General features: G+C 58.5%; 27 protein-coding genes. 11 read left to right on the plus strand and 16 right to left on the minus strand.

Going from position 1 to position 25,714, the window contains the following annotated elements:
• Nucleotides 1–54: 54 nt before the first annotated feature.
• The 7 genes from FE840_RS05490 to phnG are packed head-to-tail and all read right to left on the minus strand — an operon-like array spanning nt 55 to nt 5,245.
• Entirely contained in the window at nt 55–669 is a 615-nt protein-coding gene (locus FE840_RS05490) for a DapH/DapD/GlmU-related protein (RefSeq protein ID WP_138285826.1), read from the minus strand.
• Complete coding sequence (gene phnL, locus FE840_RS05495; protein WP_138285825.1) at nt 666–1,373, minus strand: phosphonate C-P lyase system protein PhnL; 708 nt, start codon at nt 1,371–1,373, stop codon at nt 666–668. The genes FE840_RS05490 and phnL overlap by 4 nt, the downstream gene beginning before the upstream one ends.
• Before the next feature lie 20 nt (nt 1,374–1,393).
• Nucleotides 1,394–2,170 (minus strand): phosphonate C-P lyase system protein PhnK, encoded by a 777-nt coding sequence (gene phnK, locus FE840_RS05500; protein WP_138285824.1) that lies wholly within the window; start codon nt 2,168–2,170, stop codon nt 1,394–1,396.
• Nucleotides 2,167–3,045 (minus strand): alpha-D-ribose 1-methylphosphonate 5-phosphate C-P-lyase PhnJ, encoded by an 879-nt coding sequence (locus FE840_RS05505; RefSeq protein ID WP_138286007.1) that lies wholly within the window; start codon nt 3,043–3,045, stop codon nt 2,167–2,169. The genes phnK and FE840_RS05505 overlap by 4 nt, the downstream gene beginning before the upstream one ends.
• Nucleotides 3,046–3,056: 11 nt before the next feature.
• Nucleotides 3,057–4,163, minus strand: coding sequence for a carbon-phosphorus lyase complex subunit (locus FE840_RS05510; protein ID WP_138285823.1), 1,107 nt, complete (start codon nt 4,161–4,163; stop codon nt 3,057–3,059).
• Between the two features lie 3 nt (nt 4,164–4,166).
• Entirely contained in the window at nt 4,167–4,775 is a 609-nt protein-coding gene (gene phnH, locus FE840_RS05515) for a phosphonate C-P lyase system protein PhnH (protein WP_138285822.1), read from the minus strand.
• A complete protein-coding gene (gene phnG / locus FE840_RS05520; RefSeq protein ID WP_138285821.1) occupies nt 4,775–5,245 on the minus strand; it encodes a phosphonate C-P lyase system protein PhnG in 471 nt (156 codons plus the stop codon). Before phnG ends, phnH begins: the two co-directional genes overlap by 1 nt.
• A gap of 87 nt (nt 5,246–5,332) precedes the next feature.
• Here phnG and phnF point away from each other — a divergent pair, with 87 nt between their 5' ends.
• Nucleotides 5,333–6,067, plus strand: a complete 735-nt coding sequence (gene phnF / locus FE840_RS05525) for a phosphonate metabolism transcriptional regulator PhnF (protein WP_425502199.1) — start codon at nt 5,333–5,335, stop codon at nt 6,065–6,067.
• A gap of 50 nt (nt 6,068–6,117) precedes the next feature.
• Here the strand turns inward: phnF and FE840_RS05530 are convergent, their stop codons facing one another.
• The 6 genes from FE840_RS05530 to mepA all read right to left on the minus strand — a co-directional run bounded on the left by FE840_RS05530 (nt 6,118) and on the right by mepA (nt 12,069).
• The gene (locus FE840_RS05530; protein WP_138285819.1) at nt 6,118–6,753 is read right to left on the minus strand and encodes a 2,3-bisphosphoglycerate-dependent phosphoglycerate mutase; all 636 of its coding nucleotides are present in this window, start codon (nt 6,751–6,753) and stop codon (nt 6,118–6,120) included.
• Between the two features lie 22 nt (nt 6,754–6,775).
• Nucleotides 6,776–7,588 carry a 4-hydroxy-tetrahydrodipicolinate reductase gene (gene dapB, locus FE840_RS05535; RefSeq protein WP_138286006.1) on the minus strand — a complete coding sequence of 271 codons (813 nt, stop codon included), beginning with the start codon at nt 7,586–7,588 and terminating at the stop codon, nt 6,776–6,778.
• A gap of 30 nt (nt 7,589–7,618) precedes the next feature.
• The gene (locus FE840_RS05540) at nt 7,619–9,364 is read right to left on the minus strand and encodes an ABC transporter ATP-binding protein (RefSeq protein WP_138285818.1); all 1,746 of its coding nucleotides are present in this window, start codon (nt 9,362–9,364) and stop codon (nt 7,619–7,621) included.
• Between the two features lie 155 nt (nt 9,365–9,519).
• Nucleotides 9,520–10,542, minus strand: coding sequence for a glucokinase (locus FE840_RS05545; protein ID WP_138285817.1), 1,023 nt, complete (start codon nt 10,540–10,542; stop codon nt 9,520–9,522).
• A gap of 36 nt (nt 10,543–10,578) precedes the next feature.
• A complete protein-coding gene (locus tag FE840_RS05550) occupies nt 10,579–10,959 on the minus strand; it encodes a methylglyoxal synthase (RefSeq protein ID WP_138285816.1) in 381 nt (126 codons plus the stop codon).
• An 84-nt stretch (nt 10,960–11,043) separates the two neighbouring features.
• Nucleotides 11,044–12,069: a penicillin-insensitive murein endopeptidase gene (gene mepA, locus FE840_RS05555; RefSeq protein WP_425502201.1), complete on the minus strand. Its 1,026-nt coding sequence runs from the start codon at nt 12,067–12,069 to the stop codon at nt 11,044–11,046.
• Between the two features lie 205 nt (nt 12,070–12,274).
• Between mepA and FE840_RS05560 the strand changes: the two genes are divergently transcribed.
• The 10 genes from FE840_RS05560 to FE840_RS05605 all read left to right on the plus strand — a co-directional run bounded on the left by FE840_RS05560 (nt 12,275) and on the right by FE840_RS05605 (nt 22,144).
• Complete coding sequence (locus FE840_RS05560) at nt 12,275–14,113, plus strand: extracellular solute-binding protein (RefSeq protein ID WP_425502202.1); 1,839 nt, start codon at nt 12,275–12,277, stop codon at nt 14,111–14,113.
• 152 nt (nt 14,114–14,265) lie between these two features.
• Nucleotides 14,266–15,360: a microcin C ABC transporter permease YejB gene (locus FE840_RS05565; RefSeq protein ID WP_138285813.1), complete on the plus strand. Its 1,095-nt coding sequence runs from the start codon at nt 14,266–14,268 to the stop codon at nt 15,358–15,360.
• A 1-nt stretch (nt 15,361) separates the two neighbouring features.
• A complete protein-coding gene (locus FE840_RS05570) occupies nt 15,362–16,504 on the plus strand; it encodes an ABC transporter permease (RefSeq protein ID WP_138285812.1) in 1,143 nt (380 codons plus the stop codon).
• 67 nt (nt 16,505–16,571) lie between these two features.
• Entirely contained in the window at nt 16,572–16,862 is a 291-nt protein-coding gene (locus FE840_RS05575) for a hypothetical protein (protein WP_138285811.1), read from the plus strand.
• On the plus strand, nt 16,859–17,356 hold the full coding sequence (locus FE840_RS05580; protein WP_138285810.1) for a type II toxin-antitoxin system VapC family toxin: 498 nt from the start codon (nt 16,859–16,861) through the stop codon (nt 17,354–17,356). Before FE840_RS05575 ends, FE840_RS05580 begins: the two co-directional genes overlap by 4 nt.
• Complete coding sequence (locus FE840_RS05585; RefSeq protein ID WP_138285809.1) at nt 17,353–18,981, plus strand: ABC transporter ATP-binding protein; 1,629 nt, start codon at nt 17,353–17,355, stop codon at nt 18,979–18,981. The genes FE840_RS05580 and FE840_RS05585 overlap by 4 nt, the downstream gene beginning before the upstream one ends.
• Nucleotides 18,982–18,992: 11 nt before the next feature.
• Nucleotides 18,993–19,955: a 2-hydroxyacid dehydrogenase gene (locus tag FE840_RS05590; RefSeq protein ID WP_138285808.1), complete on the plus strand. Its 963-nt coding sequence runs from the start codon at nt 18,993–18,995 to the stop codon at nt 19,953–19,955.
• 103 nt (nt 19,956–20,058) lie between these two features.
• Complete coding sequence (locus FE840_RS05595; RefSeq protein ID WP_179028197.1) at nt 20,059–20,352, plus strand: hypothetical protein; 294 nt, start codon at nt 20,059–20,061, stop codon at nt 20,350–20,352.
• A gap of 217 nt (nt 20,353–20,569) precedes the next feature.
• Nucleotides 20,570–21,874, plus strand: a complete 1,305-nt coding sequence (gene pncB / locus FE840_RS05600; protein ID WP_138285807.1) for a nicotinate phosphoribosyltransferase — start codon at nt 20,570–20,572, stop codon at nt 21,872–21,874.
• Between the two features lie 114 nt (nt 21,875–21,988).
• A complete protein-coding gene (locus tag FE840_RS05605; protein WP_171033643.1) occupies nt 21,989–22,144 on the plus strand; it encodes a hypothetical protein in 156 nt (51 codons plus the stop codon).
• A gap of 42 nt (nt 22,145–22,186) precedes the next feature.
• On the opposite strand, the gene FE840_RS05610 is transcribed toward FE840_RS05605, so the two are convergent.
• The 3 genes from FE840_RS05610 to FE840_RS05620 are packed head-to-tail and all read right to left on the minus strand — an operon-like array spanning nt 22,187 to nt 25,694.
• A complete protein-coding gene (locus tag FE840_RS05610) occupies nt 22,187–23,173 on the minus strand; it encodes a type II secretion system F family protein (protein ID WP_138285806.1) in 987 nt (328 codons plus the stop codon).
• A 14-nt stretch (nt 23,174–23,187) separates the two neighbouring features.
• Nucleotides 23,188–24,201: a type II secretion system F family protein gene (locus FE840_RS05615; RefSeq protein ID WP_138285805.1), complete on the minus strand. Its 1,014-nt coding sequence runs from the start codon at nt 24,199–24,201 to the stop codon at nt 23,188–23,190.
• A gap of 5 nt (nt 24,202–24,206) precedes the next feature.
• A complete protein-coding gene (locus FE840_RS05620) occupies nt 24,207–25,694 on the minus strand; it encodes a TadA family conjugal transfer-associated ATPase (RefSeq protein ID WP_138285804.1) in 1,488 nt (495 codons plus the stop codon).
• Nucleotides 25,695–25,714: the final 20 nt, after the last annotated feature.

A 25,714-nucleotide genomic window follows, 5' to 3' on the forward strand; every position in this document is an offset into this window, starting at 1 on the left:
GTCGGTTTTATGTCCGTTTTGTAAAATTGTTTAAACCACTGAAATAAAACAGTTTCAGGCATATTTTTCGATGAATGCGTCAGCATCCAGATGACGAAAGTCCTCAAGTGCGGCAAAAAGCCGGTCATGGTCCCAGTCCCACCAGGCCAGTTTGTCCATCGCCCCTGCAATTTGTCGGGTAAATCGCTCGCGGATCAGCTTGGCCGGAACGCCGCCGACAATGGTGCAAGGCGCCACATCTTTCGACACCACCGCGCCCGCCCCGATGACTGCTCCATTCCCGACCATGACGCCGGGCAGGATGGTTGCGCCATGGCCGATCCAGACATCATGGCCGATGACGACGCGGTTTTCGCGACGCCACTCGAAGAAGTCGTGGTCGTTTTCTGCGCCGTCGAAATAATCGGCGGCGCGATAGGTGAAGTGGTGCAGCGTCGGTCGCCAGGTCGGGTGATTGGTGGCGTTGATGCGAACGGCGGCTGCGATATTGGCAAACTTGCCGATGGTCGCGCACCAGACGGCGCCATCCTGCATGATGTAGGAATAGTCGCCCATGTCGACCTCATCGAGCCGGCAGCGTTCGGCGACTTCCGTGTACCGGCCAAGCGTCGAGTTGACGACCCGCGCAGTCTCATGCACGAGGGGCGCTAGTCCGAGCTTCTTCGTCATGCTGCGGCCTTTCGCGGCGAAAACTGCATGACGTCGAGAATGCGATCGGCCACGGCTTCACGCACCTCTTCGTCGTGGAAAATGCCGAGAAGGGCAACGCCTGCTTCCTTCTTGGCGCGGATCATATCCACGACCACGGCGCGGTTGGCGGCATCGAGCGATGCAGTCGGTTCATCAAGCAGAAGAATGCTGTGATCGGTGATGAAGCCGCGAGCGATGTTGACCCGCTGTTGCTCGCCACCGGAAAAGGTCGAGGGTGGAAGCTGCCAGAGATCTTTCGGCAGGTTCAGCCGGCTCAGCAGTTCGCCTGCTTTTGCCTGGGCCTCCTCGGTCGCTGTGCCGCGAGCAACCAGAGGCTCAGCCACGACATCAAGCGTCGAAACCCGAGGAACCGTTCTCAAAAACTGGCTGACATAGCCAAGCGTTGACCGGCGCACCTCCAGAACGGTGCGCGGTTCGGCACTGGCGATATCGATGATCCGGCCCTCTTTGCCGATCAGGATCTGCCCGCTGTCGACGGCGTAGTTTCCATAGAGCATCTTCAGGATCGAACTTTTGCCGATGCCGGATGGGCCGCCGAGCACGACGCATTCGCCGGCTGCGACGGAAAAGGAGACATTCGACACCACCGGCAGTATCAGGCCCCCGCGCAGATGCATGGTGAAGCTTTTCGATACCTCGGAGACAACAAGGGGAGTAGCCATGGTCTTTTCCTTCTGCGGGCTCAAACCTGGAGGATCGAGGAAACAAGCAACTGGGTGTAGGGTTCACGCGGGTCATCCAGCACGCGGTCGGTCAGCCCGTGTTCGATCACATGGCCGTCCTTCATCACCATCATCCGGTGCGAGAGCAGACGGGCGACTGCGAGGTCGTGGGTCACGACGATGGCCGAGAGCCCAAGGTCGTTGACGAGCCCGCGGACCAGATCGAGCAGGCGCGCCTGGACCGAGACATCGAGGCCGCCGGTCGGCTCGTCCATGAAGACGAGACGCGGACCGGTGACGAGATTGCGCGCGATCTGCAGGCGCTGGCGCATGCCGCCGGAAAAGGCACGTGGCTGATCGTCAATCCGGTCAACACTGATTTCAACCCGCTCAAGCCATTCTGTGGCCGTCTGCCGGATGCGGCCATAATGGCGGTCACCGACGGCCATCAGCCGCTCGCCGACATTGGCGCCGGCTGACACCGTCATGCGCAGGCCGTCAGCCGGGTTCTGATGCACGAAGCCCCAGTCGGTGCGCATCAGGAAGCGGCGTTCCGCCTCGCCCATATGATAGAGCTCGCGGTACTGGCCGTCGCGCATGTGGTAGTCGACGCTGCCCGTCGTCGGCATCAGCCGGGTCGAGAGGCAGTTCAGAAGCGTCGTCTTGCCCGAGCCGCTTTCGCCGACAATGGCCAGCACTTCGCCCGGCCAAAGGTCGAAGGAGACGTTCGAGCAGCCGATGCGACTGCCGTAGAATTTCGAGAGGTTGCGAACTTTCAGAAGCGGCTGGTCGCTCATTCTGCGGTCTCCCTTTTCTGGGCGAGCATCTCGCCGACATGGCCGTCGGCCTGGCGCGTCTCGCAGTGGTCGGTGTCGGAGCAGACGAATATCCTGCCGCCCTTGTCGTCGAGCACGACCTCGTCGAGATAAACGTTCTGGGCGCCGCAGAGCGCGCAGGGCTTGTCGAATGTCTGGATCTCGAAGGGGTGATCCTCGAAGTCGAGGCTGACGACCTCGGTATAGGGCGGAACGGCATAGATGCGCTTTTCGCGGCCCGCGCCGAAGAGCTGCAGGGCTTCCGACATGTGCATCTTCGGATTGTCGAACTTCGGCGTCGGCGAGGGGTCCATCACGTAACGGCCCTCGACCTTCACCGGATAGGCGTAAGTTGTGGCGATGCGGCCATGCTTGGCGATGTCTTCGTAGAGCTTCACATGCATGAGGCCGTATTCTTCCAGCGCATGCATCTTGCGGGTCTCGGTCTCGCGCGGCTCGAGGAAGCGCAGGGGTTCCGGGATCGGCACCTGATAGACCAGAACCTGGCCTTCCTTCAGCTTTTCCTCCGGGATCCGGTGACGCGTCTGGATGATCGTCGCCTCGCCGGTTTTTGTCGTGACGGCAACCTCTGCCACCTTCTGGAAGAAGGCGCGGATGGAAACGGCATTGGTTGTGTCGTCGGCACCCTGATCGATGACCTTCAGGACATCATCAGGCCCGATGATCGAGGCGGTCACCTGCACGCCGCCGGTACCCCAGCCATAAGGCATCGGCATCTCACGGCTCGCAAACGGCACCTGATAGCCGGGGATGGCGATCGCCTTCAGGATCGCGCGGCGGATCATTCGCTTGGTCTGTTCGTCCAGATAGGCAAAATTGTATGTGGCGAGTTCCATTGCCGGCACGCTCATTCTGCGGCCTCCTTCAGGTCTGTCTCATCGTTTCGCTTGCCATCATGCTTTGCCCGCATGCGGCGGACGAGATCGAGTTCGGCCTGGAAGTCGACGTAATGCGGCAGCTTCAGGTGTTCGACGAAGCCGGTCGCCTGGACGTTGTCACAATGGGAAATCACGAATTCCTCGTCCTGGGCGGGAGCCACGATGTCCTCGCCGAACTCGTCTGCCCGCAAGGCACGATCGACGAGGGACATGGACATGGCCTTGCGCTCGCTTTGGCCAAAGACCAGGCCATAACCCCGGGTAAACTGCGGTGGCACCTTGGCCGAACCCTTGAACTGGTTGACCATCTGGCATTCGGTCACGCGGATTTCACCAAGCGAAACGGCAAAGCCGAGTTCCGGCACCTCGATTTCCACCTCGACAAGACCCATCCTGATCTCGCCGACAAAGGGATGGGTGCGGCCATAGCCACGCTGGGTCGAGTAGCCGAGGGCAAGCAGAAAGCCTTCATCGCCACGGGCCAGCGCCTGAAGGCGCAGGTCGCGCGGCATCGGGAATTCCATCGGCTCGCGGGTTATGTCGCCGGCTATATGATCCTCGGGGAGTGACCCGTCATCTTCGATCAGGCTTTCCCCGGCCAGAATGTCCGATACCCGCATCACAGCCTCTGTGCCGCCGTCTCGAACCTCAGGTTCATCGATGATGTCATCGGCGATCAGCGACGGATCGAGCAGTCGGTGGGTGTAGTCGAAGGTCGGGCCAAGCAACTGACCGCCTGGCAGATCCTTGTAGGTTGCAGAGACGCGCCGTTCGACCTGCATTCTGCCGGTCTCGACGGGCAGAGAAGTCCCAAGACGAGGCAGTGTCGTTCGGTAGGCGCGCAGCAGGAAGATCGCCTCGATCATGTCGCCACGGGCCTGCTTCAGCGCAAGGGCTGCCAGCGCACAGTCGTAGAGCGAGGCTTCTGCCATGACGCGGTCGACCGCAAGACCCAATTGCGCGACGATTTGATCAATGGTGACGCTCGGCAGCGCCCGGTCTCCACGGCGGCGGTCAGCCAACAGCCGATGAGCATTGGCGATGGCTTTTTCACCACCTTTGACGGCAACGTACATGGCTCAGCCCTCCAGCTCTGTGATCTTGCAGGTGCGGGGAAGCGCGAGGATCTGACGTCCCAAGGTCAGAATTACATCCACTCCGCGTGGGAAAAGCGCACGGTTGTCTGTCCACTGGCGCAGAAACATCTCCGGCAGTCCCTTGGGCGCAATGCGCGCCTCGTCCCGGATGCCCGGACCCGTCAACTGCAGCACGGGACCGCCCTCAAGGGCTTCGACCTCGATCACGATCGTTGTCGAACGATCGGGATAATCCTGACTGCCAAGGGCAAAATGGGAGAAGGACGGCACCATGACGCGTGTTTCAGCAACGGCAAAGCGGGCCTCCGTTTTTTCCCGGGTCAGAGGTGCGCCGGAATGGAAGCTGATCCATGCGGGCAGTTCCGATTTGGCAAGACCGGGTGTCAGCCAGATTGGCGTATCGTGATCGCAAAGGGTCAGAAGAAGTGCCCCCGCCGCCGCGCCGAGAGGGGCCGGCGGTGTCACCTCCGGATCAATCATGCCCGTAGTCCCGGGCCGTGCCATGCAGTCCATCAAGACGCGGAATACGGCCTGCGAATTATAAACCGCGTCTGGAAATCCGCCGGAAAGGCTCTGGCTGGTCGCATCCATCAGTCTTCTCCTCTGACCATGGTAAAGAAATCGACCTTGGTGGCCGCCGTTTCCTCACGTCGTGTCTTCTGTTCTTGCGTCAGGCGATCCGAAACGACCTGCAGGAGGGTCTGTCCGACAACCTTTCGATGGCTCTCGTCCTGGGAGAGGGCGTCAAAGACGGCTGAAAGTGTCACCGCGCGCCGATCCGTCCCCAGCCGATAGCCATGGCCGACGGTTCCGTCTTTCAGCCGGACACTGGCGCGACTCATCGTGGCTTCACCGAGATTGAAGGGGGAGCCGCCCCCGCCGATTCGGCCTCGCACCATAACGAGGCCTGTTTCCGGGCCACGCAGTGTCGAATATTCCGGGGATGGCTGGATATGCTCCAGGGCTGTTTCAAGCTCTGCCTTGCTGGCACGAGCCAGCAGGTCGATGATCCGCTTACGCTCGGGCAGGGCTGAGTGTTCAGACAGCGGTGTTGGGTTCATGGCCGCACCTCATAATGTCTAGTAATATAGACAACCATACAATTTAGTGTATGATTAAAGCTCGGGCGTGACAAGCGTATGACAAGGATGGGGGTGAATGTGATCCAGAAGCAGAAGGGCGTTGCCCTCTGGCGCCAGATTTCAGACCGGATTCGTGCCAATATCGCCAGCGGCGCCTATGATATGACAGGCATGGTCCCGCCTGAAACGACACTTGCCCAGGAGTTCGGTGTCAACCGCCACACGGTGCGCGCGGCCCTTTCGGCGCTTGCCCAGGAAGGCATGGTCCGAGCGGTGCAAGGTCGTGGAACCATGATCGAGCGCCGCGACAAGTTCGATTTCCCGATTGGTCGGCGAACGCGTTTTTCAGAAGGTATCGGCGATCAGGCGCGCGATCTTCAGGGCGTGCTGCTATCGTCAGAAACGGAAGTGGCTTCAACCGAAGTGGCGGGTCGGCTCCAGCTGGAAGCGGGCAGCCTGGTCTGTCGCCTGGAGGCTTTGCGCAAGGCCGATGGCCGACCTGTATCTCATTCAACCATGTGGTTTCCGGCCGAACGTTTCACCGGTATAGACGATGCCTTCCGTAGATCCGGTTCGATCACGGCAGCGCTGGCAGCCTGCGGTGTTGATGATTATGTGCGTGACGTGACCGAGATATCGGCTGTGCATGCGGAGCCCGACGATGTCGCGACCCTTGCGCTCACCCCTGGGGCGATCATCCTGATCAACCGGGCCCTGAACCTCGATCCGCAGGGCGTGCCGATCCAATATGCGGTCACACGGTTTCCTGCAGACCGCGTCCAGTTCACCATCCGCTCCTGAAACGACAAAGGCCGCCCCCAAGGCGGCCTTCGCAAAAAAAGCTGAAACCCTTAATGGGCGCCGGACATGTCTCCGAGCACCTCTTTCGACGCAACGGTCGAATCCGCCTTGAGCTTGTAGACCATCGGCACACCGGTTGCGAGGTTGACGCTCAGGATCTGCTCGCGATCCAGACGGTCCAGCACCATCAGCAGCGACCTCAGCGAGTTCCCATGGGCAGCCACGAGAACGGTCTTGCCGGAGAGAACCTGCGGCAGGATATCGGTCATGTAATAGGGCCAGACCCGCGCGCCCGTATCCTTCAGGCTCTCGCCACCGGGCGGAGGCACGTCATAGGAGCGGCGCCAGATATGCACCTGTTCCTCGCCCCACTTGGCGCGTGCATCATCCTTGTTCAGACCGGCAAGATCACCATAGTCGCGCTCGTTCAGCGCTTCATGGCGGATGGTTTCAAGATTGCTCTGGCCGACACAGTCGAGAATGATCTGGCAGGTCTTCTGTGCTCGCTGCAACACCGACGTGTAGGCGATGTCGAACTTGATACCGGTTTCGGCCAATGCCTTGCCGCCCGCATTGGCTTCCTGGACGCCAAGCTCGGTCAGGTCGGGATCGCGCCAGCCGGTAAAAAGATTCTTCAAGTTCCATTCGCTCTGGCCATGGCGCACGAGCACGAGGGTACCGCTCATCAAAAAATCCTCCCTATGACGATCAGGGGTTGGCAGAAAGCCCGAGCACGTCGAGCATGGAGTAGAGGCCGGGCTTCTTGTCCCGCGCCCAGAGCGCCGCCTTCACGGCACCGCGGGCAAAGAGCGAGCGATCACCGGCGCTGTGCGACAGCGTCACGATCTCGCCTTCGCTGGCGAAAAGCACCGAGTGTTCGCCGATGACGGAGCCGCCGCGCAGCGTGGCAAAGCCGATCGAACCAGCCTCGCGCGCACCGGTATGGCCATCGCGCACCCGAACCGAGTTCTCCGCCAGATTGATCCCTCTGCCACGTGCAGCCGCTGCGCCCAGAAGCAGCGCCGTTCCCGACGGCGCATCGACCTTGTGCTTGTGATGCATTTCCAGCACTTCGATGTCCCAGCCGGCAGCCTCCAGCGCCTTGGCCGCCTGTTGCACAAGCACCGAAAGTAGGTTGACACCGAGGCTCATATTGCCGGATTTGACGATCCGCGCATGGCGGGAGGCGGCGGCAATCTTGGCTTCGTCCTCTGGTCCGCAGCCGGTGGTGCCGATGACATGGACAATGCGGGCCTGCGCAGCGAGAGCCGCAAACTCGTTGGTGGCGGCAGGCGAGGTGAAGTCGATGACGCCATCAGCATGCAGGAAGCCGGCAAGTACGTCTTCGGTAATCGGCACGCCAAGGTGACCGGCTCCTGCCAGTTCCCCGGCGTCTGCGCCCAATTTGTCGGAACCCGCACGCTCGATTGCGGCGTGAAGCATAACGCCCTCGGTTTCCTTGATCACCCGGATCAGGGTCTGCCCCATGCGACCGGCAGCACCGACAACAACAAGTTTCATGGGGCTCTGCATGTGATCTCTATCCTGGTCTCAATCTTCAACTGTTTCGCCTGCAGATGCATTGCCCTGCAGGTTGTTCAGGCGAGCGTAAAGACCGCCCGGATGCTGTGCAAGGCTCTCATGTGTGCCTTCCTCCACCACCATGCCGTCCTGCATGACGATGATCTTGTCGGCGCCGATAATGGTGGAAAGCCTATGGGCAATCACGACGACGGTCCGCCCTGTCATGGCTTCGTCCAGCGCCTTCTGTACGGCTGCCTCGGACTCGGTATCTAGTGCTGACGTGGCCTCGTCGAGAAGCAGGATCGGCGCATTGCGCACCAGCGCCCGGGCAATCGAAAGCCGCTGCCGCTGCCCGCCCGAAAGCGTCACACCATTTTCGCCAACCGGCGTGTCGTAACCCTGCGGCTGCGCCAGAATGAAATCATGGGCGTAAGCCAGCCGTGCCGCTTCCTCTATTTCGGCGTCACTCGCATCCGGACGCCCGTATCGGATATTGTCGCGGATCGTGCCTTCGAACAGGTATGGCTGCTGCGACACATAGGCGATGTGCTGGCGCAGAGACTGTTTGGTCACATCCGCGATATCCTGTCCATCAATCAGGATCGAGCCGGCAGCAGGATCATAAAAGCGCGGTACCAGCGTAATGACAGTCGACTTCCCGGCTCCCGATGGCCCTACCAGCGCCGTCGTTTTTCCACCTTCGGCGACAAAGCTCAGGCCCTTCAGTGTCTGTTCGTTGTCGCCATAGGAAAACGCAACATCGCGAAACTCGATCCGAGCTTCGCTGACCTTGAGTGGCTTGGCATCCGGCTTGTCGCGCTGATGCGACTGCATGTCGAGGATTTCATAGATCATCCGCGCATTGACGACGGCGCGCTCCAGATTGACCTGCAGTCTCGCCAGCCGCCGTGCCGGTTCATAGGCAAGAAGCAGGGCGGTTATGAAGGAGAAGAACGCGCCCGGCAGCATGTCGCCATAGATCGACTGATAGGCGGCATAGGCAATCACGCTTGATATGGCGACGCCCGCAAAGATTTCGGTGATCGGCGCCGTGCGCTCGCTCAGCCGCGCAATACGGTTGGAGCGGTGTTCGGCGAGGTTGATCGTCCCCTGAACCTTGCTTTCGAGTTCAGACTCCATGGTGAAGGCTTTGACGATGGCAATCCCCTGAACCGTCTCCTGCATCGCCCCCATGACATGGGCATTGTAGATCACCGATTCCCGCGTGGCGCTGCGCAGGCGCCTGGAAAGATGACGCAGAGCCAACAGAAGTGGGGGAGCGCAGACAAAGACGATCAATGTCAAAAGGGCGTCCTGATAGATCATCACGCCAATCAGCGCCACCAGTGTAAGTGTGTCGCGGGCAAGGGAGGTAACCGTCAGGTTCAGCACATCCCGTATGCCGGTGATGTTCTGGTTGATCTGCGCCGAGAGTTGGGCTGACCTTGCCTCGGTAAAATAGCCCAGTGAGAGCGTCATAAGGTGAGAGAACAGGCGTCTCTGATAACTGGCGACGATGCTGTTCCCGATCTTGGACAGCGTCACCGCCTGCCCGTAGCCGGCAAAGCCACGCAGGATGAAGGTGAACAGGATCGAGCCGCAGATAAGCCAGATCAGATCGGCCCGCCGATTGGCGAAGGCCTCGTTGATTACCGCCTCCATGATCCAGGCGATAAAGGCTGTGCTCAGTGCGACGATGATTAGGCAGAAGATCGCAAAGGCGTAGCCGCGAATGTGATCGCGCCCATTTTCAGACATGATCCGCTTCAGCATCTGTGAGACGCTGGCTGAGTCGATCGCGGGTCTATGTGTGCCGCTGCCTTCCAAGAATGATGCTTTCCATGCTGTTCAGATCTTTGCGCATGTCTGGCGCCGCCGCTCTATAGCGATTGCGCCGGTGTTTGGCCATAGCGATGCAGGGTCTGGTCTCAGCGGCTCCAGAGCCTGCCGTCTGTGGCAAGCCCAAAGCTGCCGGGCCGCCGCGCATAAGCAGCGAGCCCCGCAAGTGCTGCCTGCGGATGGGTAATCACAAAGGTCGAGATATTGCGCATCAGGGCCGAATGAGGTGCCTTGTCCTCGAAAGCCTGACGAAAGAGCGGGCTCTTCAGGGCCGGAATGATCTTCTGCGAGATGCCACCGGAGAGGAAGACCCCGCCTCGCGCCATGAAGATCAGCGCAAGATCTCCTGCAACACGTCCGAGATAGGTCACGAAGAGATCGATCGTTTCCACACACTGCCGGTCACTTCCGGCAAGCGCATGCGACGTGATGCTGGCCGGATCGTGGAACTGAGCATCGGTACCGTCTGCCTTGCATACCGCCTGATAAATGTTGACGATGCCGCGACCGCAGAGCAGCTGTTCGGCAGAAATGCGCCCCTCGATGGGCTGCAGATGCGGAAAGACTTCAAAATCGCGCGCACTTCTGGGGCCGACGTCGATATGGCCGCCTTCGCCGGGCACTGGAAACCAGGTGTGCTGCGCAAAGACCAGCCCCGCAACGCCAAGCCCGGTTCCGGGACCGAGAACCACACGGGAGGCAATCGGGCTGTCGGACTTCTCGCCAATCGCATCGCGGCTGTTTTCATCGAGCGTCGCGACGGCAAGCGCCTGCGCTTCGAAATCATTGACGATCAAGACCGTCTCAAAACCGAGATCGCTGATCATGCTCTTGGGCCGCACCACCCACGGGCAGTTCGTCAGCGGAATTTCATCGCCACGGATCGGCCCCGCCACGGCAAGGATCGTGGAACGTGGCTGCACCGAAGTCTTGTCCAGCACGCAAGCCTGGATCGCCTCGTCGATCGTTGCAAAATCGGCCGTCTGCACGTTCGGAAAAGCGCGGGGCTCGCCAAATGCATCGGTCAGAAGAGAAAATCGGGCATTGGTCCCGCCGATATCTCCAATCAGGATCGGAAAATTGAGTGGCGTGTCGGAAGCAAGCTTTACCATGATCTGTCCGTTGAGATGTGTCTTGCAGGGGCGGGTTCAGCCAAGGGCCGAGGCCAGAAGGATTTCGGCCGTGGCCAGGTTGAGCGCCATCGGAATGTCGTAGACGGTCGCCAGACGCATCAGAGCCTTTACATCGACATCATGTGGCATCGAGGTCAAGGGATCGACCAGAAAGATCAGCATATCAACCTCACCGGTGGCAATCAGGGCGCCGATCTGCTGATCACCGCCAAGTGGACCGCTCTTCAGCCGGGTGACATCGAGATCGGGACATGCATCCTTGATCCGTCCGCCGGTGGTTCCCGTTGCCACGATCCTGACACCCGTCAGCTGGGCCTGATGACGTCCGGCAAAATCTGCCATGTCGTCCTTCTTCTGATCATGCGCAATCAGCGCGATGCATCGGGCGCGGGTCATCTGCAAGCCTTTTTAAATCGATTTGATAAACCCTCTAGCGCAGCTTGATTGGCTTGAAAAGACGCAAGTCCGGCGAGAATTGGCTCAGGGTGCTGCTGGACGTACCCGGGGAACGGGCACTTTCGCCAGGTCTGGCGGGAAACCAGGTGCCGTCCCGGAACCCGCTGCTGCAGGTGAAGGTGGAGTGAGAGCCGCAAGGCCGGTGGCGCCCGGCCTGAAGGTTGCCTCCTCTTCACTTGCCGGCCCCGGCGTATCAAGAACAAGTGCACAGGCCTTGGGGAGGTCTCCAAGTCCGACCGGCTTCGCCTTTGGTGCGGGCTTTGCATTCGGATCCTTTTTTGGCGGTGCCCATGGCTCGTCGGTAAACCACCACGCTAGCGAAGCGTCGCAGCCGTCGCCCGCAGCAACGGGGTCCTGGCTCTTGCAGCCGACCGAACCGCTGGGACATTTGATCCTGATATGAAAATGGAAGTCGTGACCGTAAGCTGGTCGCACCTTGCCAAGATGGCTGCGGTCCCCGGTCCATGTATCGCAAAGCTTTTTCTTGATTGCAGGATTGACGAAGATGCGCTCAACCTGCGGATAACTTGCAGCCCGCATGATCACGCGGGCATGAGACGGTGTCCAGATGTTTGGGTCGACGGTCAGAAAGGCGTTCTTCTTCAGCATGGAGGTTGCCGATAGGTTTTCCCGCTCGCTTGCCGTCAGAGTTCGGGATGGCATCGGCGTCAACCATATATCGGCATCCAGGCCGACCTGATGCGAGGCATGGCCAGACAGCATCGGCCCTCCGCGCGGCTGTGAGATATCGCCGAGCAGGAGTCCCGGCCAGCCATCATATTGAGCGGCATCCTTCGAAAGCTGCTCCACCAGACTGATCATTTGCGGATGTCCCCAGCGCCGATTGCGCGACAGCCGCATTGCCTGCCATGTCGGCCCATCCGTCGGGATCGCAACGCCGCCTGCAAGGCAACCCCTGGAATAAAAGCCATAGGCTTGGGGTTCTGCACGTGCGGGAAGTTTCATGCCACCAAACAGTTCCTTGGCGGGTGGCTCCTCGGCAGTGGCCATGTCAGCGAAACAGACGGATAATCCCGTCAACAGGATCATCGCCTTGGCACCGAGAGACAGGAGTATAGGCTTTTTCCGGGTCATGTGATCCGCCGTCGGTTGAGGAGCCGTGATTCCTTCAATCTACCGCGAAAGCCGCAAGAGGTGAATCGCTGAAAGCCCAAGCACTCACATCTGCGTGCCCGCCCTGTATTTTGCCGGGATTTGGCTTATCCTTACAATAAATAGAAAAAGGGGAATGATTATGAGGTTTTCGGGCTTCTTCCGATCTCTGGCCGCAGTGGTGGTTCTTGGGTCGTCTGTGGCTCTTGTCCAGGCTCAAGACAAAGCGACGGAATGGCAACATGCAATCTCGGTCCTGGAACCGCCGCAGTTGCCGAAGGACTTCAAGTCCTTGCCTTACGTCAATCCGGCTGCGCCGAAAGGGGGAGAGCTGAGGCTGTCCAGCGAGGGCACGTTCGACAATCTCAACCTGCTGATCGATCGGGGCAATCTCGTTGACGGGATCGGCGTCGTGTTTGATACCCTGATGGACTCTTCGAGCAATGAGATATCCGTGAGCTACGGCCTGCTGGCAGAGTCGCTTTATGTTGCTGAGGACCTTTCCTATGTCACCTTCAAGCTTCGTTCTGAAGCGACATGGGCGGATGGATTGCCGGTTACGCCCGAGGATGTGATTTTCAGCTTTGAGAGCGCCAAGGAACACAGTGCGCTCTATGCGAGCTATTACAAACATGTCGTGGGGGTAGAGAAGACCGGAGAGCGTGAAGTTACATTCCGGTTTGATGAGAAAAACAACAGAGAATTGCCAGCGATTGTCGGCGACTTTCCAATCCTTCCCAAGCATTGGTGGCAGGGCGTTGATGGCACCGGCCAGCAGCGTGACATCTCCCGGACAACGCTGGAGCCGCTTTTGGGCTCAGGTCCCTATCGCGTCGCAAGCATCCAGCCCGGCGGAAAGATAGTCTACGAGCTGCGCGACGATTACTGGGGTAAGGATCTGCCGATCAATATAGGTCGCTACAACTTTGGCGAAATCTCATACACATATTTCGCAGACCCGGAAGTCGAATTTGAAGCATTCCGCGCCGGAAACATAGACTTCTACAGAGAGCGGAGTTCAAGTCGCTGGGCGACCCGATATGAGTTTGAAGCGGTGAAAGATGGTCGGGTTAAGCGCGAAGCCTTGCCGAACGCATTCAGGGCTACCGGAATCATGCAGGCGCTTGTGCCCAACATGCGTCGCGACATCTTTAAGGATCCCCGTGTCAGAGAAGCTTTGAACTACGCTTTCGACTTCGAGGACTTGAACGAGAATCTGGCCTACGGCGGACTGAAAAGGGTAGACAGCTATTTTTGGGGTACCTATCTCGCCGCGTCTGGCTTGCCTGAGGGACGTGAAAAGGAGATCCTCGAAGAACTGAGGGGCTCCGTCCCGGCACGCGTCTTCGACACGCCGTTCACCAATCCCGTTGGTGGTGATCCGCAGAAAGTCAGGGAAAATCTCAGAAAAGCCATAGGTCTCCTGCGTGAAGCCGGCTGGGAGCTTCGCGGCACCAGACTCATCAACGCGAAGACCAACCAGCCGATGACTTTCGAGATCTTACTTCAGAGCCCGTCCTTCGAGCGCTCTGTTCTGCCCTATGTCGCCAGCCTCAAGAAGATAGGCATTGATGCCAGAGTGAGGACGGTTGATTCATCGCAATACATCAACCGCCTGCGGAGTTTTGATTATGACGTCATCTGGACGGTCTGGGGCCAGACAATGAACCCCGGCAACGAACAGTTCAATTATTGGGGCTCCGAAGCCGTGGACCGTGTTGGCTCAAGAAACTATGCCGGTATCGCCGATCCCGCCGTCGATGAACTCATCCGAAAAATTGTCTTTGCGCCCGATCGTGACGAACAGATCGCTGCAACGAGAGCCTTGGATCGTGTATTGCTGGCCAATCATTACGTCGTTCCACTGTTCTACTCCGGCGAAGAGCGCATCGCCTATTGGGACAAGTTCGACCGCCCGGCGGAACTGCCGACCTACAGCATCGGCTTCCCGGATATCTGGTGGGCGAAAGATCCGGGCTGAGCTGCGTGACGGCTGCGGGGACTTGCATGCATTTCTCCAGGCACTACGAATGAGGGAGACGAATCGCGGTTGCTGGAAAGGATTGGAATGGCGGATGATCTCATCATGACGACCCCGGTCGGAGTCTGCTGCTCTGACATGAGGCAGTCGGCATGACGGCTTATATCTTCCGTCGCCTCCTGTTGATGATCCCGACTATCATCGGGATCATGGGCATTTCTTTCCTCGTCGTGCAGTTTGCCCCTGGCGGTCCTGTGGAGCAGGTGATTGCGCAACTGAGTGGTCAGGGTGACAGCGCCGACCAGCGTCTTTCCGGCGGTGGCGACATGTTGGGCGAGCAGTTCGGCGGCGCTGACGAAAGCTCGCAATATCGGGGTGCCCAGGGTCTGGATCCTGAACTGATTGCCAAGCTGGAAGCGCAGTTCGGCTTCGACAAGCCGCCGCTGACGCGTTTCCTCGAGATGATGTGGAATTACATCCGCTTCGATTTTGGCGAGAGCTTCTTTCGCAACACTTCCGTCATTGATCTGATCATCGAGAAACTGCCGGTATCTGTGTCCCTTGGCGTTTGGGTCCTGTTGATTTCCTATGCCATTTCCATTCCGCTCGGTATCCGCAAGGCGGTTCGCGATGGCTCCAGTTTCGATGTCTGGACCTCCGCCGTCGTGGTCATAGGCTATGCCGTGCCGGGCTTTCTTTTCGGCATTCTGCTCATCGTGCTTTTCGCTGGCGGCTCTTTCTTCGACTGGTTTCCGCTGCGCGGGCTGACTTCGGACAATTTCGATGAACTGACCTGGTGGCAGAAGATCCTGGATTACTTCTGGCACCTCGCCCTGCCGCTGACAGCCCTGCTTTTGTCCGCTTTTGCCACGACAACGTTGTTGACCAAGAACTCCTTCATTGACGAGATCAAGAAGCAATATGTGGTGACTGCCCGGGCCAAAGGGCTGAACGAGCGCCAGGTGCTTTACGGTCATGTTTTCCGCAACGCCATGCTGATCGTCATTGCCGGCCTGCCGGCAGCCTTCATTTCCGCCTTCTTTACCGGGTCGCTGCTGATTGAAAACATCTTCTCGCTCGATGGCCTTGGTCGTCTCGGCTATCTGTCGATCGTCAACCGGGACTATCCGGTCGTTTTTGCCACGCTCTATATCTTCTCCTTGCTCGGCTTGGTTGTCGGTCTCATTTCCGACCTGATCTACACCTGGATTGATCCGCGCATCGATTTCGACCGGAGGGATGTCTGATATGGCGTCAGTTGATCAGGCATCGATGCGTATGGAGCACGCACCGCAGCAGCGTCTTTCCCCCACCAATCGTCGCCGGCTGGAAAATTTCCGGGCCAATCGCCGTGGCTACTGGTCCTTCTGGATCTTCATGGTCCTTTTCGTGCTCAGTCTGTTCGCCGAATTCATTGCCAATGACAAACCTCTGGTCGCGTCCTACAAGGGCGAGATCCTTTTCCCCGTCGTGGTCGACTATCCGGAGGAAAAATTCGGCGGCTTTCTGGCGGTCACCGATTATCGATCAACCTTCATCGCTGATGAAATCAATGCCAATGGCTGGATGATCTGGCCGCCGATCCGCTATTCCTATCGGACTGTCAATTCCGACATCCCGCATTCTGCGCCAACCGCGCCCTTCTGGTTGATGGACAAGGAAACCCGCTGCTCCGCCTATCCGCTGGGTGTCGATGATCCCAATTGCGTGCTTGGAAACATGAACTGGCTCGGCACGGATGATCAGGCACGTGATGTCGCGGCGCGCATGATCTATGGTTTCCGCATCTCCGTGCTGTTCGGACTTGCACTGACGATCTGCTCCGCCCTGATTGGCGTCACAGCCGGTGCCGTACAGGGTTATTTCGGTGGCTGGACGGATCTCCTGATGCAGCGCTTCATCGAGATTTGGTCGTCAATGCCGGTCCTCTACATATTGCTGATCATCGCAGCCATTCTGCCGCCCGGCTTCTTCATCCTGCTCGGCATTATGCTTCTGTTCTCCTGGGTCAGTTTCGTCGGCATCGTGCGGGCCGAGTTCCTGCGCGCGCGAAATTTCGAATATGTGAATGCCGCCCGCGCGCTTGGCGTCGACAATGCCACCATCATGTTCCGACACCTCCTGCCCAATGCCATGGTGGCAACGCTGACTTTCCTGCCCTTCATCCTGTCGGGTTCCATCACGACCCTCACCTCTCTGGACTTCCTCGGATTCGGCATGCCGCCCGGTTCGCCTTCGCTGGGCGAGTTGATCGCCCAGGGCAAGCGCAACCTCCAGGCCCCCTGGCTTGGCCTGACCGCCTTCTTCACCATGTCAATCATGCTGTCGCTCCTGATCTTTGTGGGCGAAGCCGTGCGCGACGCCTTCGATCCGAGGAAGACATTCCGATGAAGAGAGGTTCGTCAAACACAACGGTTTGTGGCATTATCGACGGAAGTCAGGCCGGAAGAGCGTCGTCATGAACAAGATCGTCAAGGATCATTACCCGGTTGAAAAGCTGCCCGAGGATGTGCGCGAGGGGTTACCTGAAACGGGACTGGCGCGTGTTACAGTCGAGATGATCTCGCAGGACGACAATCCACTCACGTCGTTCTTCGGCCTTGAGGGCGCGGATGCTGACGTGAGAGAAAACCTCGCAAAACTCCTGAGGCATCGTCAGGAGTTCCCTGGTCGTTATAGCCATGGCGGATCAATGGCTGAGGCGGTTCAGAGGATCCGCGAATTGCGTGACGAGTGGGACGATGAATGACGGGGCCTACTACCATTTATCTCGATACGAATGTGCTTATCCTGTTCAAAGAGGTTCAGATCCCCGAACAGGAACATCTTACGGCCTTGCTGGCTACCTGTCGCCTATACGGACATATACCGTTTACCAGCGCGCTCACCTATAGCGAACTGTTGGTCAAGCCGCTAGCGGACGGCAATCGCGACCTCATAGCTACCTATGAAAGCTGGATGGGAGGCGGATTGTGGCTCAATACCGTGCAGCCAACGTCTGAAGTCTTTTTGATCGCCTCGCTTATCAGAGCACGATCAGCTAAAACCAAGCTGCCTGACGCCATCCATTTGGCCAGCGCGATTTTCGCAGGATGCTCCGTCTTTCTCTCGGCCGACACTGGTCTGACTGACATTGATGAACTCGTTCATCCTGTGCGCGGTAGACTTCCGATAACTCCGTTGAAGGTCCTTCGCCCGGACGTCGAAACACTAACCTCCCTCGCCGAAAGCCTTTCCGCATGACGCAACCCCTCCTGTCCGTTCGCAATCTCTCGGTCGCCTTCCATCAGGGCGGCAAGGAAAGCCTGGCGGTGGACCGCGTCAGCTTTGATATTGCAAGGGGCGAGATCCTGGCTCTGGTGGGCGAATCCGGGTCGGGCAAGTCTGTTTCGGCTGCCTCCATTCTGAAGCTTCTGCCCTATCCGGCCGCCAGTCACCCCTCCGGTGAGATCCTTTTTGAAGGCCAGGATCTGATGCAGGCTGACGATGCAAGTTTGCGCTCCGTCCGTGGCAACGATGTCACCATGATTTTTCAGGAGCCGATGACATCGCTCAATCCGCTTCACACGATCGAACGGCAGATCGGCGAGATTCTCTCGCTTCACCAGTCTCTGACCGGCGCCGCTTCAAAGCAGCGTGTCCTGGAACTCTTGAAACAGGTCGGCATCCGCGATCCTGAAAAGCGCCTCGGCGCCTATCCCCATGAACTCTCGGGCGGACAGCGCCAGCGCGTGATGATCGCCATGGCACTTGCCAATCGCCCCAAGCTCCTGATTGCCGATGAGCCGACCACGGCGCTTGATGTGACAGTCCAGGCCCAGATCCTCGATCTTCTTGGCAGGCTGAAGCGCGAGCATGGCATGTCCATGCTGTTCATCACGCATGATCTTGGCATTGTCCGCAAATTCGCTGACCGGGTTTGCGTCATGACAGGGGGCAAAATCGTAGAGGCGGGGCCAGTTGCTCAGATCTTCGACAATCCGCAGCACGATTATACGCGCAAGCTTCTGAACTCCGAACCGCGCGGAGAGCCGCCCGCCATCGACACGACCAAGCCCGTGGTCATGCAGGGAAATGACATCCGTGTCTGGTTTCCGGTCAAGGCCGGTTTCTTGCGCCGCGTCGTCGACCATATCAAGGCGGTCGACGGCGTTGACCTGAAGCTGCGTGCCGGCCAGACGCTGGGCGTCGTGGGCGAATCAGGGTCCGGCAAGACGACACTTGGTCTTGCTCTGGCAAGATTGATTTCGTCCCGCGGCCCTATCAGCTTCATCGGCAACCAGATCGACGGCTTTTCCTATCGCCAGATGCGCCCCCTGCGCGACCGGCTGCAGGTCGTCTTTCAGGATCCCTTCGGCTCTTTGAGCCCTCGCATGTCCGTGGGTGAGATTATCGCCGAGGGATTGAAGGTTCACGAGAAATCGCTTTCAGCAGCTGAAAGGGATGCACGCGTTTGTTGGGGGCTTGAAGAAGTTGGGCTCGATCCGGCAACCCGCTGGCGCTATCCGCATGAATTTTCCGGTGGCCAGCGTCAACGTATTGCGATCGCCCGCGCCATGGTTCTCAAACCCCGCTTTGTCATGCTCGACGAGCCGACTTCGGCGCTCGATATGACGGTTCAGGCCCAGGTCGTCGATCTTCTGCGAGTCCTCCAGGCCCGCCATGATCTGGCCTATCTCTTCATCAGCCACGACCTGAAGGTGGTCCGCGCCCTGGCGAACGAACTGATCGTCATGAGAGGCGGCAAGGTCGTTGAAGCAGGCCCCGCCGCCGAGGTCTTTGCCGCTCCAAAGGCAGACTACACCAAGGCTCTCATGGCGGCCGCCCTTAATCTCGAAGCCGTCGAAATTGGCGGCATCAGCCAGTGATGGAATCTCACATGCAACACGTTTCCCCGATCATCATCGATCTGAAATTCGCGCGCGAAAGCGTCGTCGCGGCCTTGAAAACGGCTTTTCCGAACAGGCCGGTCATCGACAAGGGTGATCCCGCCAATCTTGGCAGGGACCTGTCTGACGCCACCTATGCCATCGTCTGGAAACCCGATCCTGGATTGTTTGCCAAGGCCACCAACCTCAAGGTCATCTTTTCCGGTGGCGCAGGCGTCGACCATATCCTGACGACCTATGAGCTTCCAGAGGTCCCGATCGTCCGCTTCGTTGATCGGAGCCTTACCGACCGCATGAGCGAATGGGTGGTCTGGCAATGCCTGCATCACCTTCGGCATGGTGCGCTGTACGCGAAGCAGCAGCAACAGCATGTGTGGAACGAAGTCATAAGCCAGCCAGAGGCCCGTGACGTCACCGTCGGCGTCATGGGGCTGGGAGTGCTGGGTCTGGATAGCGTGCAGAAGCTCAAGATCATGGGTTTCAACGTCATCGGCTGGTCTCGCAGCAAAAAGGAGATCGGTGGTGTTGAGACCTTTGATGCCGGTAGTCTCGAAACCTTTCTCAAACAAACCGATCTGCTGGTCGGCCTCCTGCCGCTGACGCCGGAAACCAAGGGTCTGTATGACCGCTCACTGTTTGAAAAGCTTCATCGCAAGGGACCTCTCGGCGGCCCGATATTCCTCAATGCCGGACGTGGCGGCAGCCAGAACGAAGCCGATCTGATCGCCTGTCTGCAGGATGGCTCACTCAAAGCTGCCTCGCTTGATGTCTTCGCACAGGAACCGCTGGCAGCCGACAGCCCACTCTGGTCGATGCCAAACGTCACGATTACACCTCACGCTGCAGCCTCGTCCGAGGTCGGCGCACTCTTTGCGCATGTCGAGCAACAGATAGTCAGGCTCGAGGCCGGTCTGCCACTTCAGTACACGGTTGATCGTCGCTTGGGCTACTGACGTCTGCGGGCCCACAGGCAGCTTTCCGGGCTTGGAACAAACCAGCCAAGCCTCCGTTGTTTCTCAAAGGTCTCGTGATCTGAAGAAACAACAAGGAGGTATCATGGCAGGCCGAACCGATCTCCCCGATCAGACTGAGGATCGCCGCACCCGCGGCGCACGTCCCGAGCCGACCCTGACCAAGACTGAAGCGCGCCAGGGCTTTACCGGTCGCCCGGTCCTGATCATTCTGCTGACCGCCCTTCTGCTCTTGATGCTCATCTGGGTGCCGGTCGAATGGTGGGGCAATGCGATCGAACCTGAAAACCCGGCGAACGAATCGATCGAGCCAGTGCCGCCATCGCTTGACGGGCCTGTCAGGGTCGTCCCGCAGGGGGAAACCACAGCCACCGAGTGAGGTTGTTATGGGCAGTGGGTGTTGATACTGCTTGCCCATTGCATCGGCGTGGCGGGTCTTTTCGAACAGCATCTCTCCAACCCTGCCGCGGTCGAAGTGCATGTCAGTGTCTGGACAAGCACACCATCATTGCCGATAAGTTGCAGCGGAAGCGGGCGAGGTGGATCTCGCCCGTCTGACCCGTTGCGGGCAAACGGGTCGGAAGGGCAGTGACTTCATGACCAAGACAGACATAGCGACACGGGTCCATAACCATACGTGGAAACTGGACCCCATAGTCCGCAGTCTCCTCGATACAGACTTTTACAAGCTGCTGATGTTGCAGATGATCTGGAAGCTGCATCCGAGGGTTCACGCGAAGTTCACGCTCATCAATCGGACCACGTCGGTGCGCCTCGCCGATGAGATCGATGAGCAGGAACTGCGTGACCAGCTTGATTATGTTCGTTCGTTGCGACTGAGCAAGAAGGAGCTGATCTGGCTTGCCGGCAACTCCTTTTATGGTCGCGCCCAGATTTTCGAACCTGAATTTCTGGCTTGGCTCAGCAATCTTCAGCTGCCTGAATATCAATTGTCCAAACGCGATGGCCAGTACGAATTGACCTTTGCCGGCTCCTGGATGGAAACGACGCTCTGGGAAATCCCGGCGCTCGCCATCATCAATGAATTGCGCAGCCGCGCTGCCATGCGCTCGCTCGGTTATTTCACGCTCGATGTCCTCTATGCCCGTGCCAAGGCCAAGATGTGGTCCAAGGTCGAACGGCTGAGAGAACTTCCCGGCCTCAGGATTTCCGATTTCGGCACCCGCCGTCGCCACAGTTTCCTGTGGCAGCGGTGGTGCGTCGAGGCCTTGAAGGAAGGTGTGGGACCGGCCTTTACGGGCACGAGCAATGTCCTTCTCGCAATGGATTCCGATCTCGAAGCCGTCGGCACCAATGCCCATGAACTGCCAATGGTCGCCGCTGCTCTTGCGCGTAATGATGAGGAGCTGGCAGCGGCGCCTTATAAAGTCCTGAAAGACTGGAACCGTCTCTACGGAGGCAACCTCCTGATCGTATTGCCGGACGCTTTTGGAACGGCATCCTTCCTCGATCATGCGCCGGAATGGGTGGCCGACTGGACCGGTTTCCGCCCTGACAGTGCTCCCCCGATCGAAGGCGGTGAAAAGATCATCGAATGGTGGAAAAAGATGGGCCGGGACCCACGCCAGAAGCTGCTGATCTTTTCCGATGGTCTGGATGTCGATGCAATCATCGACACCTATCGCCATTTCGAAGGGAGGGTCCGGATGAGCTTCGGCTGGGGCACCAATCTCACAAATGATTTCTCCGGATGTGCGCCCCATGAGATTGCCGGTCTGAAGCCGATTTCCATCGTCTGCAAGGTATCCGAAGCCAATGGTCACCCGGCCGTCAAGCTGTCGGACAATCCCCGTAAGGCGACTGGCGATGCCAAGGAAGTCGAGCGCTACATCAAGTTCTTTGGAAGCCGTGACCGTGTGGAACAGGCTGTCCTGGTGTGAGTTCTCTGTCAGACACTTGCTTTAAGCCGGTTTTGCAGGTGAAAGCTCTGCGCAAGTTCCATTAACCATTCTGGACCCCAGCCGAGATGTGATTCGGAAGATGGGGAATAAAAAATGACAGACGGACCTGATCAGTATTTTGAACAGCAGGAAATGAGCACGAAGGTGATGCTCATCGAAAGTAAGGCTGACGAGCTCACCGACATTCTGGTGGCTGCCTTGCAGGAAGCGCTGGATCTGCTTCGCGAAGAGCAGCAGACCGTCCACTGACCCAAACCAATTGTCGCCACGACCTGGACCGGTTTGTCCGGATCAGAATGTGTCCGAAACCTGGATGCCCGCGGGACCCAAGATGACCGCGATCAGCACTGGAAGAAAAAACAGGATCATCGGCACGGTGAGCTTGGGGGGAAGGGCAGCAGCTTTCTTTTCTGCCTCGTTCATCCGCTCGTCGCGGCCTTCCTGCGCCAGAACGCGAAGTGCCTGAGCAACCGGTGTCCCGTACCGCTCTGCCTGGATCAGGGCTTGCGTTACGCTTTTGACGCCGTCTAGCTGCGTGCGGATACCCAAGTTTTCAAGCGCCACGCGTCGATCCGGCAGGAACGACAGTTCGGCTGTGGTCAGTACCATTTCTTCCGCCAGTTCGGGCGACTGATCGGCCATTTCTTCGGCCACGCGTCGCATGGCGGCCTCGATCGAGATGCCCGCTTCAACGCAGATCAGCATGAGGTCAAGTGCATCCGGCCATGCACGCTTGATCGAAGCCTGTCGCTTGGTCACCAGGTTCGACACGTAAATGTTCGGCAAATAGAAGCCGACATAGCCACCGACGATTGTAACAAGAATCTTTACCGGCAAAGCTTTGTCGGCAAGGCCGCCAAGGACGAAAATGTAAAGCCCGGTCAACACCAGAGTGACGAATGGCAGCAGGAAACGCGCAAGCAGGAATATGTTCAGTGCGTTCTGGGAGCGCAACCCTGCAGATTTGAGCCTGTCTACAGTCTTGTCGTCAACCAACGCCTTGCGAAGGTTGAAACGCTCGACAATTTGTCTGACTGACTGGTTATTGTTCGCCCTGAGAGACTGGCGTCCGTTGGCTGCTTCGCTGTTCAGCTTGGCTCTTTCGCGTGCGCGGATCTGGTCCCGTTCGGTCGAGACGGCCCGCATGCGTTTGCTCAGATCACCCCGCTCCAGAAGCGGCACCGCTATTGTGTAAAGCGTGGCAAAGACGGCAATAGCGACAAAGATCGCGATCAGGAGTGCCGGATCGGTAAGGCGTGCTGCAAGATCCTCTGTCATCGCCTCTCTCTCCCCTAGATGTCGAAATTGATCATGTTGCGCATGACCAGAAGGCCGATGGACATCCATACTGCAGAGACACCGAGGATCAGGTGGCCGCGGGGGTCCGTGAACAGCACCATGATGTAATCGGGGGATGTCAGATAGACGAGAAGGGCGACGATGAAGGGCAGGGCACCGATAATGGCCGCTGAAGCCTTCGCCTCCATCGAAAGCGCCTGGACCTTGGCTTTCATCTTCTTGCGGTCTCGCAGAACGCGCGCCAGGTTACCGAGCGCTTCGGAGAGGTTGCCACCTGCCTGGGACTGAATGGCGATGACGATTCCGAAGAACTTTACTTCCGGCAGGTTCATCGTCTGCTGCATGCGCGTGCAGGCCTCGGGGATGCTCATGCCAACCTGCTGCGACTCAATGATTCGACGAAACTCTGTCTTGACCGGTTCCTGACCATCGCTGGCAATCAGCCGAACAGCGTCGTTCAACGGAAGGCCCGAGCGGATCGAGCGCACCATCACATCGAGCGAGTTTGGAAATTCCTCCAGGAACTGCTTTTGCCGACGGCTGATAAGAAAGCCGACGATCCACCTCGGCAAGCCGATTCCCGCCACGAAAGCGAGCCCTGCGACGGCCAGAAGGGGTATTCCCGCTAGAAATGACATGCCCGCGATGACGAGGGCAAACGCCGCACTCATCATGTAAAACTGAACTTCGCTGATGCTGATCCCGGCCTGGGTGAGCCGCGCCTTCAGGCTGAGTTGCTTGGCTTTCTTTGTCCGCTCTTGCTGTTTCTTTTCAAGGTCTTTCAGCGAATCCTGAACGGATTTTCGGCGTTTGGAGATCTCCTGAACCCGATCCCGGGCCGCCTTGACCTTGGTCATGTCCGTCTCGGCGGCCTTGACGCGGCCGATACGGCTCGCCGTCTTCTTCTCGGTCTCGATCTGCGAATAGAGAAGACCATAGGCAATCGCAGCAGTCGCAACAGCGGAGAGCGCGACAATTGCAATCATGATGGGGTCAAGGCCGAACATGCTGATCAGATCCCCTTCGACTTGGCTTCCATGGCATCCAGAGCCGCAGCCAGGCGCTTGTCTTCATTGTAGTAGCGAGCGCGATCCCAGAAATGTGGTTTTCCGATCCCGGTCGACATGTGGCGACCAATGATCTTGCCGGCAGCGTCTTCGCCTTCGATCTCGTAGCGCATCAGATCCTGGGTGATGATAACGTCACCTTCCATGCCGATAACTTCGGTAATATGCGTGATGCGGCGCGAACCGTCGCGCAGACGGGCGGCCTGTATGATGACGTCAATCGACCCGGCAATGATCTCGCGCACCGTCTTGGCAGGGAGCGAAAATCCACCCATGGCGATCATCGATTCCATACGGCTCAGGCATTCGCGCGGTGTATTGGCGTGGATTGTACCCATCGAACCGTCGTGACCGGTGTTCATCGCCTGCAAGAGGTCGAAGACTTCCGGTCCGCGCACTTCACCGACGATAATTCGTTCGGGGCGCATACGCAGGCAGTTCTTCACCAGATCCCTCATGGTGATTTCACCCTCGCCTTCGATATTTGGCGGGCGTGTTTCGAGGCGCACGACATGCGGTTGCTGCAGTTGAAGTTCGGCCGTGTCCTCGCATGTGATGACGCGTTCATCGGCGTCGATGAAGCCTGTGAGGCAGTTCAGCAATGTTGTCTTACCCGAGCCGGTTCCACCCGAGATGACAAGGTTGCAACGGACGCGCCCGATGATCTGGAGAACCTCGGCACCTTCCGGCGTGATGGCGCCGAATTTGACCAGCTGCGCCAGCGTCAGCTTGTCCTTTTTGAACTTACGAATGGTCAGCGCCGGGCCGTCAATGGCAAGCGGTGGAGCAATGACGTTGACACGCGAGCCATCGGGAAGGCGGGCGTCGCAGATCGGACTCGATTCATCAACACGGCGACCGACCTGGCTGACAATACGCTGGCAGATCGAAAGCAGCTGGGAATTGTCGCGGAAACGGATTTCTGACTCAATCGTTTTCCCGCCGACTTCGATAAACGTCTGGCCGGCGCCGTTCACCATGATATCGGCAATGTCATCACGTGCCAGAAGTGGCTCCAGCGGACCATAACCCAGCACGTCGTTGCAGATATCCTCGAGCAGTTCTTCCTGCTCGGAGATCGACATGGCGAAATTCTTGATCGTGATGATGTCATTGACGATGTCGCGGATTTCTTCACGCGCGCTCTCGCCGTCCAGCTTGGCCAGCTGCGACAGATCGATTGTGTCGATCAGAGCCGAAAAGACCTGTGACTTCGTATCGTAATAGTCATCGGTGCGCGCCGGTTTCTTGCGCGCCGGTGCAGCCTGAAGAGGAGGCGGTGTCACCTGTTGACGCGTGGAAACCTCAGGCGAGCCTGGTTCGATCGGGCTTGAGGGAGAGCGTGCCGTCGTTGCGGCAGGCGGCGGGGCCGACAGCGTGCCTGTGCCCGTGCCGCCTTTTCCGAATCCGTCGCTTCCGCGCTTGCCAAACATGTGTCTCTTCCGTCTCTGTT

Origin of the sequence: Peteryoungia desertarenae, assembly GCF_005860795.2 — a bacterium.
GTDB lineage: Bacteria > Pseudomonadota > Alphaproteobacteria > Rhizobiales > Rhizobiaceae > Allorhizobium > Allorhizobium desertarenae.

Excerpts from the sequence above, each read along its gene's own strand:
- phnK (WP_138285824.1), bottom strand. The coding sequence starts at position 2,170 with ATGAGCGACCAGCCGCTTCTGAAAGTTCGCAACCTCTCGAAATTCTAC.
- FE840_RS05565 (WP_138285813.1), top strand. The coding sequence starts at position 14,266 with ATGACGGCTTATATCTTCCGTCGCCTCCTGTTGATGATCCCGACTATC.
- phnH (WP_138285822.1), bottom strand. The coding sequence starts at position 4,775 with ATGGATGCGACCAGCCAGAGCCTTTCCGGCGGATTTCCAGACGCGGTT.
- FE840_RS05610 (WP_138285806.1), bottom strand. The coding sequence starts at position 23,173 with ATGACAGAGGATCTTGCAGCACGCCTTACCGATCCGGCACTCCTGATC.
- FE840_RS05605 (WP_171033643.1), top strand. The coding sequence starts at position 21,989 with ATGACAGACGGACCTGATCAGTATTTTGAACAGCAGGAAATGAGCACG.
- phnF (WP_425502199.1), top strand. The coding sequence starts at position 5,333 with ATGGGGGTGAATGTGATCCAGAAGCAGAAGGGCGTTGCCCTCTGGCGC.
- FE840_RS05580 (WP_138285810.1), top strand. The coding sequence starts at position 16,859 with ATGACGGGGCCTACTACCATTTATCTCGATACGAATGTGCTTATCCTG.
- FE840_RS05490 (WP_138285826.1), bottom strand. The coding sequence starts at position 669 with ATGACGAAGAAGCTCGGACTAGCGCCCCTCGTGCATGAGACTGCGCGG.
- FE840_RS05575 (WP_138285811.1), top strand. The coding sequence starts at position 16,572 with ATGAACAAGATCGTCAAGGATCATTACCCGGTTGAAAAGCTGCCCGAG.
- FE840_RS05540 (WP_138285818.1), bottom strand. The coding sequence starts at position 9,364 with ATGCTGAAGCGGATCATGTCTGAAAATGGGCGCGATCACATTCGCGGC.
- FE840_RS05585 (WP_138285809.1), top strand. The coding sequence starts at position 17,353 with ATGACGCAACCCCTCCTGTCCGTTCGCAATCTCTCGGTCGCCTTCCAT.
- FE840_RS05510 (WP_138285823.1), bottom strand. The coding sequence starts at position 4,163 with ATGTACGTTGCCGTCAAAGGTGGTGAAAAAGCCATCGCCAATGCTCAT.
- pncB (WP_138285807.1), top strand. The coding sequence starts at position 20,570 with ATGACCAAGACAGACATAGCGACACGGGTCCATAACCATACGTGGAAA.
- FE840_RS05595 (WP_179028197.1), top strand. The coding sequence starts at position 20,059 with ATGGCAGGCCGAACCGATCTCCCCGATCAGACTGAGGATCGCCGCACC.
- FE840_RS05570 (WP_138285812.1), top strand. The coding sequence starts at position 15,362 with ATGGCGTCAGTTGATCAGGCATCGATGCGTATGGAGCACGCACCGCAG.
- FE840_RS05560 (WP_425502202.1), top strand. The coding sequence starts at position 12,275 with ATGAGGTTTTCGGGCTTCTTCCGATCTCTGGCCGCAGTGGTGGTTCTT.
- phnG (WP_138285821.1), bottom strand. The coding sequence starts at position 5,245 with ATGAACCCAACACCGCTGTCTGAACACTCAGCCCTGCCCGAGCGTAAG.
- FE840_RS05505 (WP_138286007.1), bottom strand. The coding sequence starts at position 3,045 with ATGGAACTCGCCACATACAATTTTGCCTATCTGGACGAACAGACCAAG.
- mepA (WP_425502201.1), bottom strand. The coding sequence starts at position 12,069 with ATGATCCTGTTGACGGGATTATCCGTCTGTTTCGCTGACATGGCCACT.
- dapB (WP_138286006.1), bottom strand. The coding sequence starts at position 7,588 with ATGAAACTTGTTGTTGTCGGTGCTGCCGGTCGCATGGGGCAGACCCTG.
- FE840_RS05530 (WP_138285819.1), bottom strand. The coding sequence starts at position 6,753 with ATGAGCGGTACCCTCGTGCTCGTGCGCCATGGCCAGAGCGAATGGAAC.
- FE840_RS05550 (WP_138285816.1), bottom strand. The coding sequence starts at position 10,959 with ATGACCCGCGCCCGATGCATCGCGCTGATTGCGCATGATCAGAAGAAG.
- phnL (WP_138285825.1), bottom strand. The coding sequence starts at position 1,373 with ATGGCTACTCCCCTTGTTGTCTCCGAGGTATCGAAAAGCTTCACCATG.
- FE840_RS05620 (WP_138285804.1), bottom strand. The coding sequence starts at position 25,694 with ATGTTTGGCAAGCGCGGAAGCGACGGATTCGGAAAAGGCGGCACGGGC.
- FE840_RS05545 (WP_138285817.1), bottom strand. The coding sequence starts at position 10,542 with ATGGTAAAGCTTGCTTCCGACACGCCACTCAATTTTCCGATCCTGATT.
- FE840_RS05590 (WP_138285808.1), top strand. The coding sequence starts at position 18,993 with ATGCAACACGTTTCCCCGATCATCATCGATCTGAAATTCGCGCGCGAA.
- FE840_RS05615 (WP_138285805.1), bottom strand. The coding sequence starts at position 24,201 with ATGTTCGGCCTTGACCCCATCATGATTGCAATTGTCGCGCTCTCCGCT.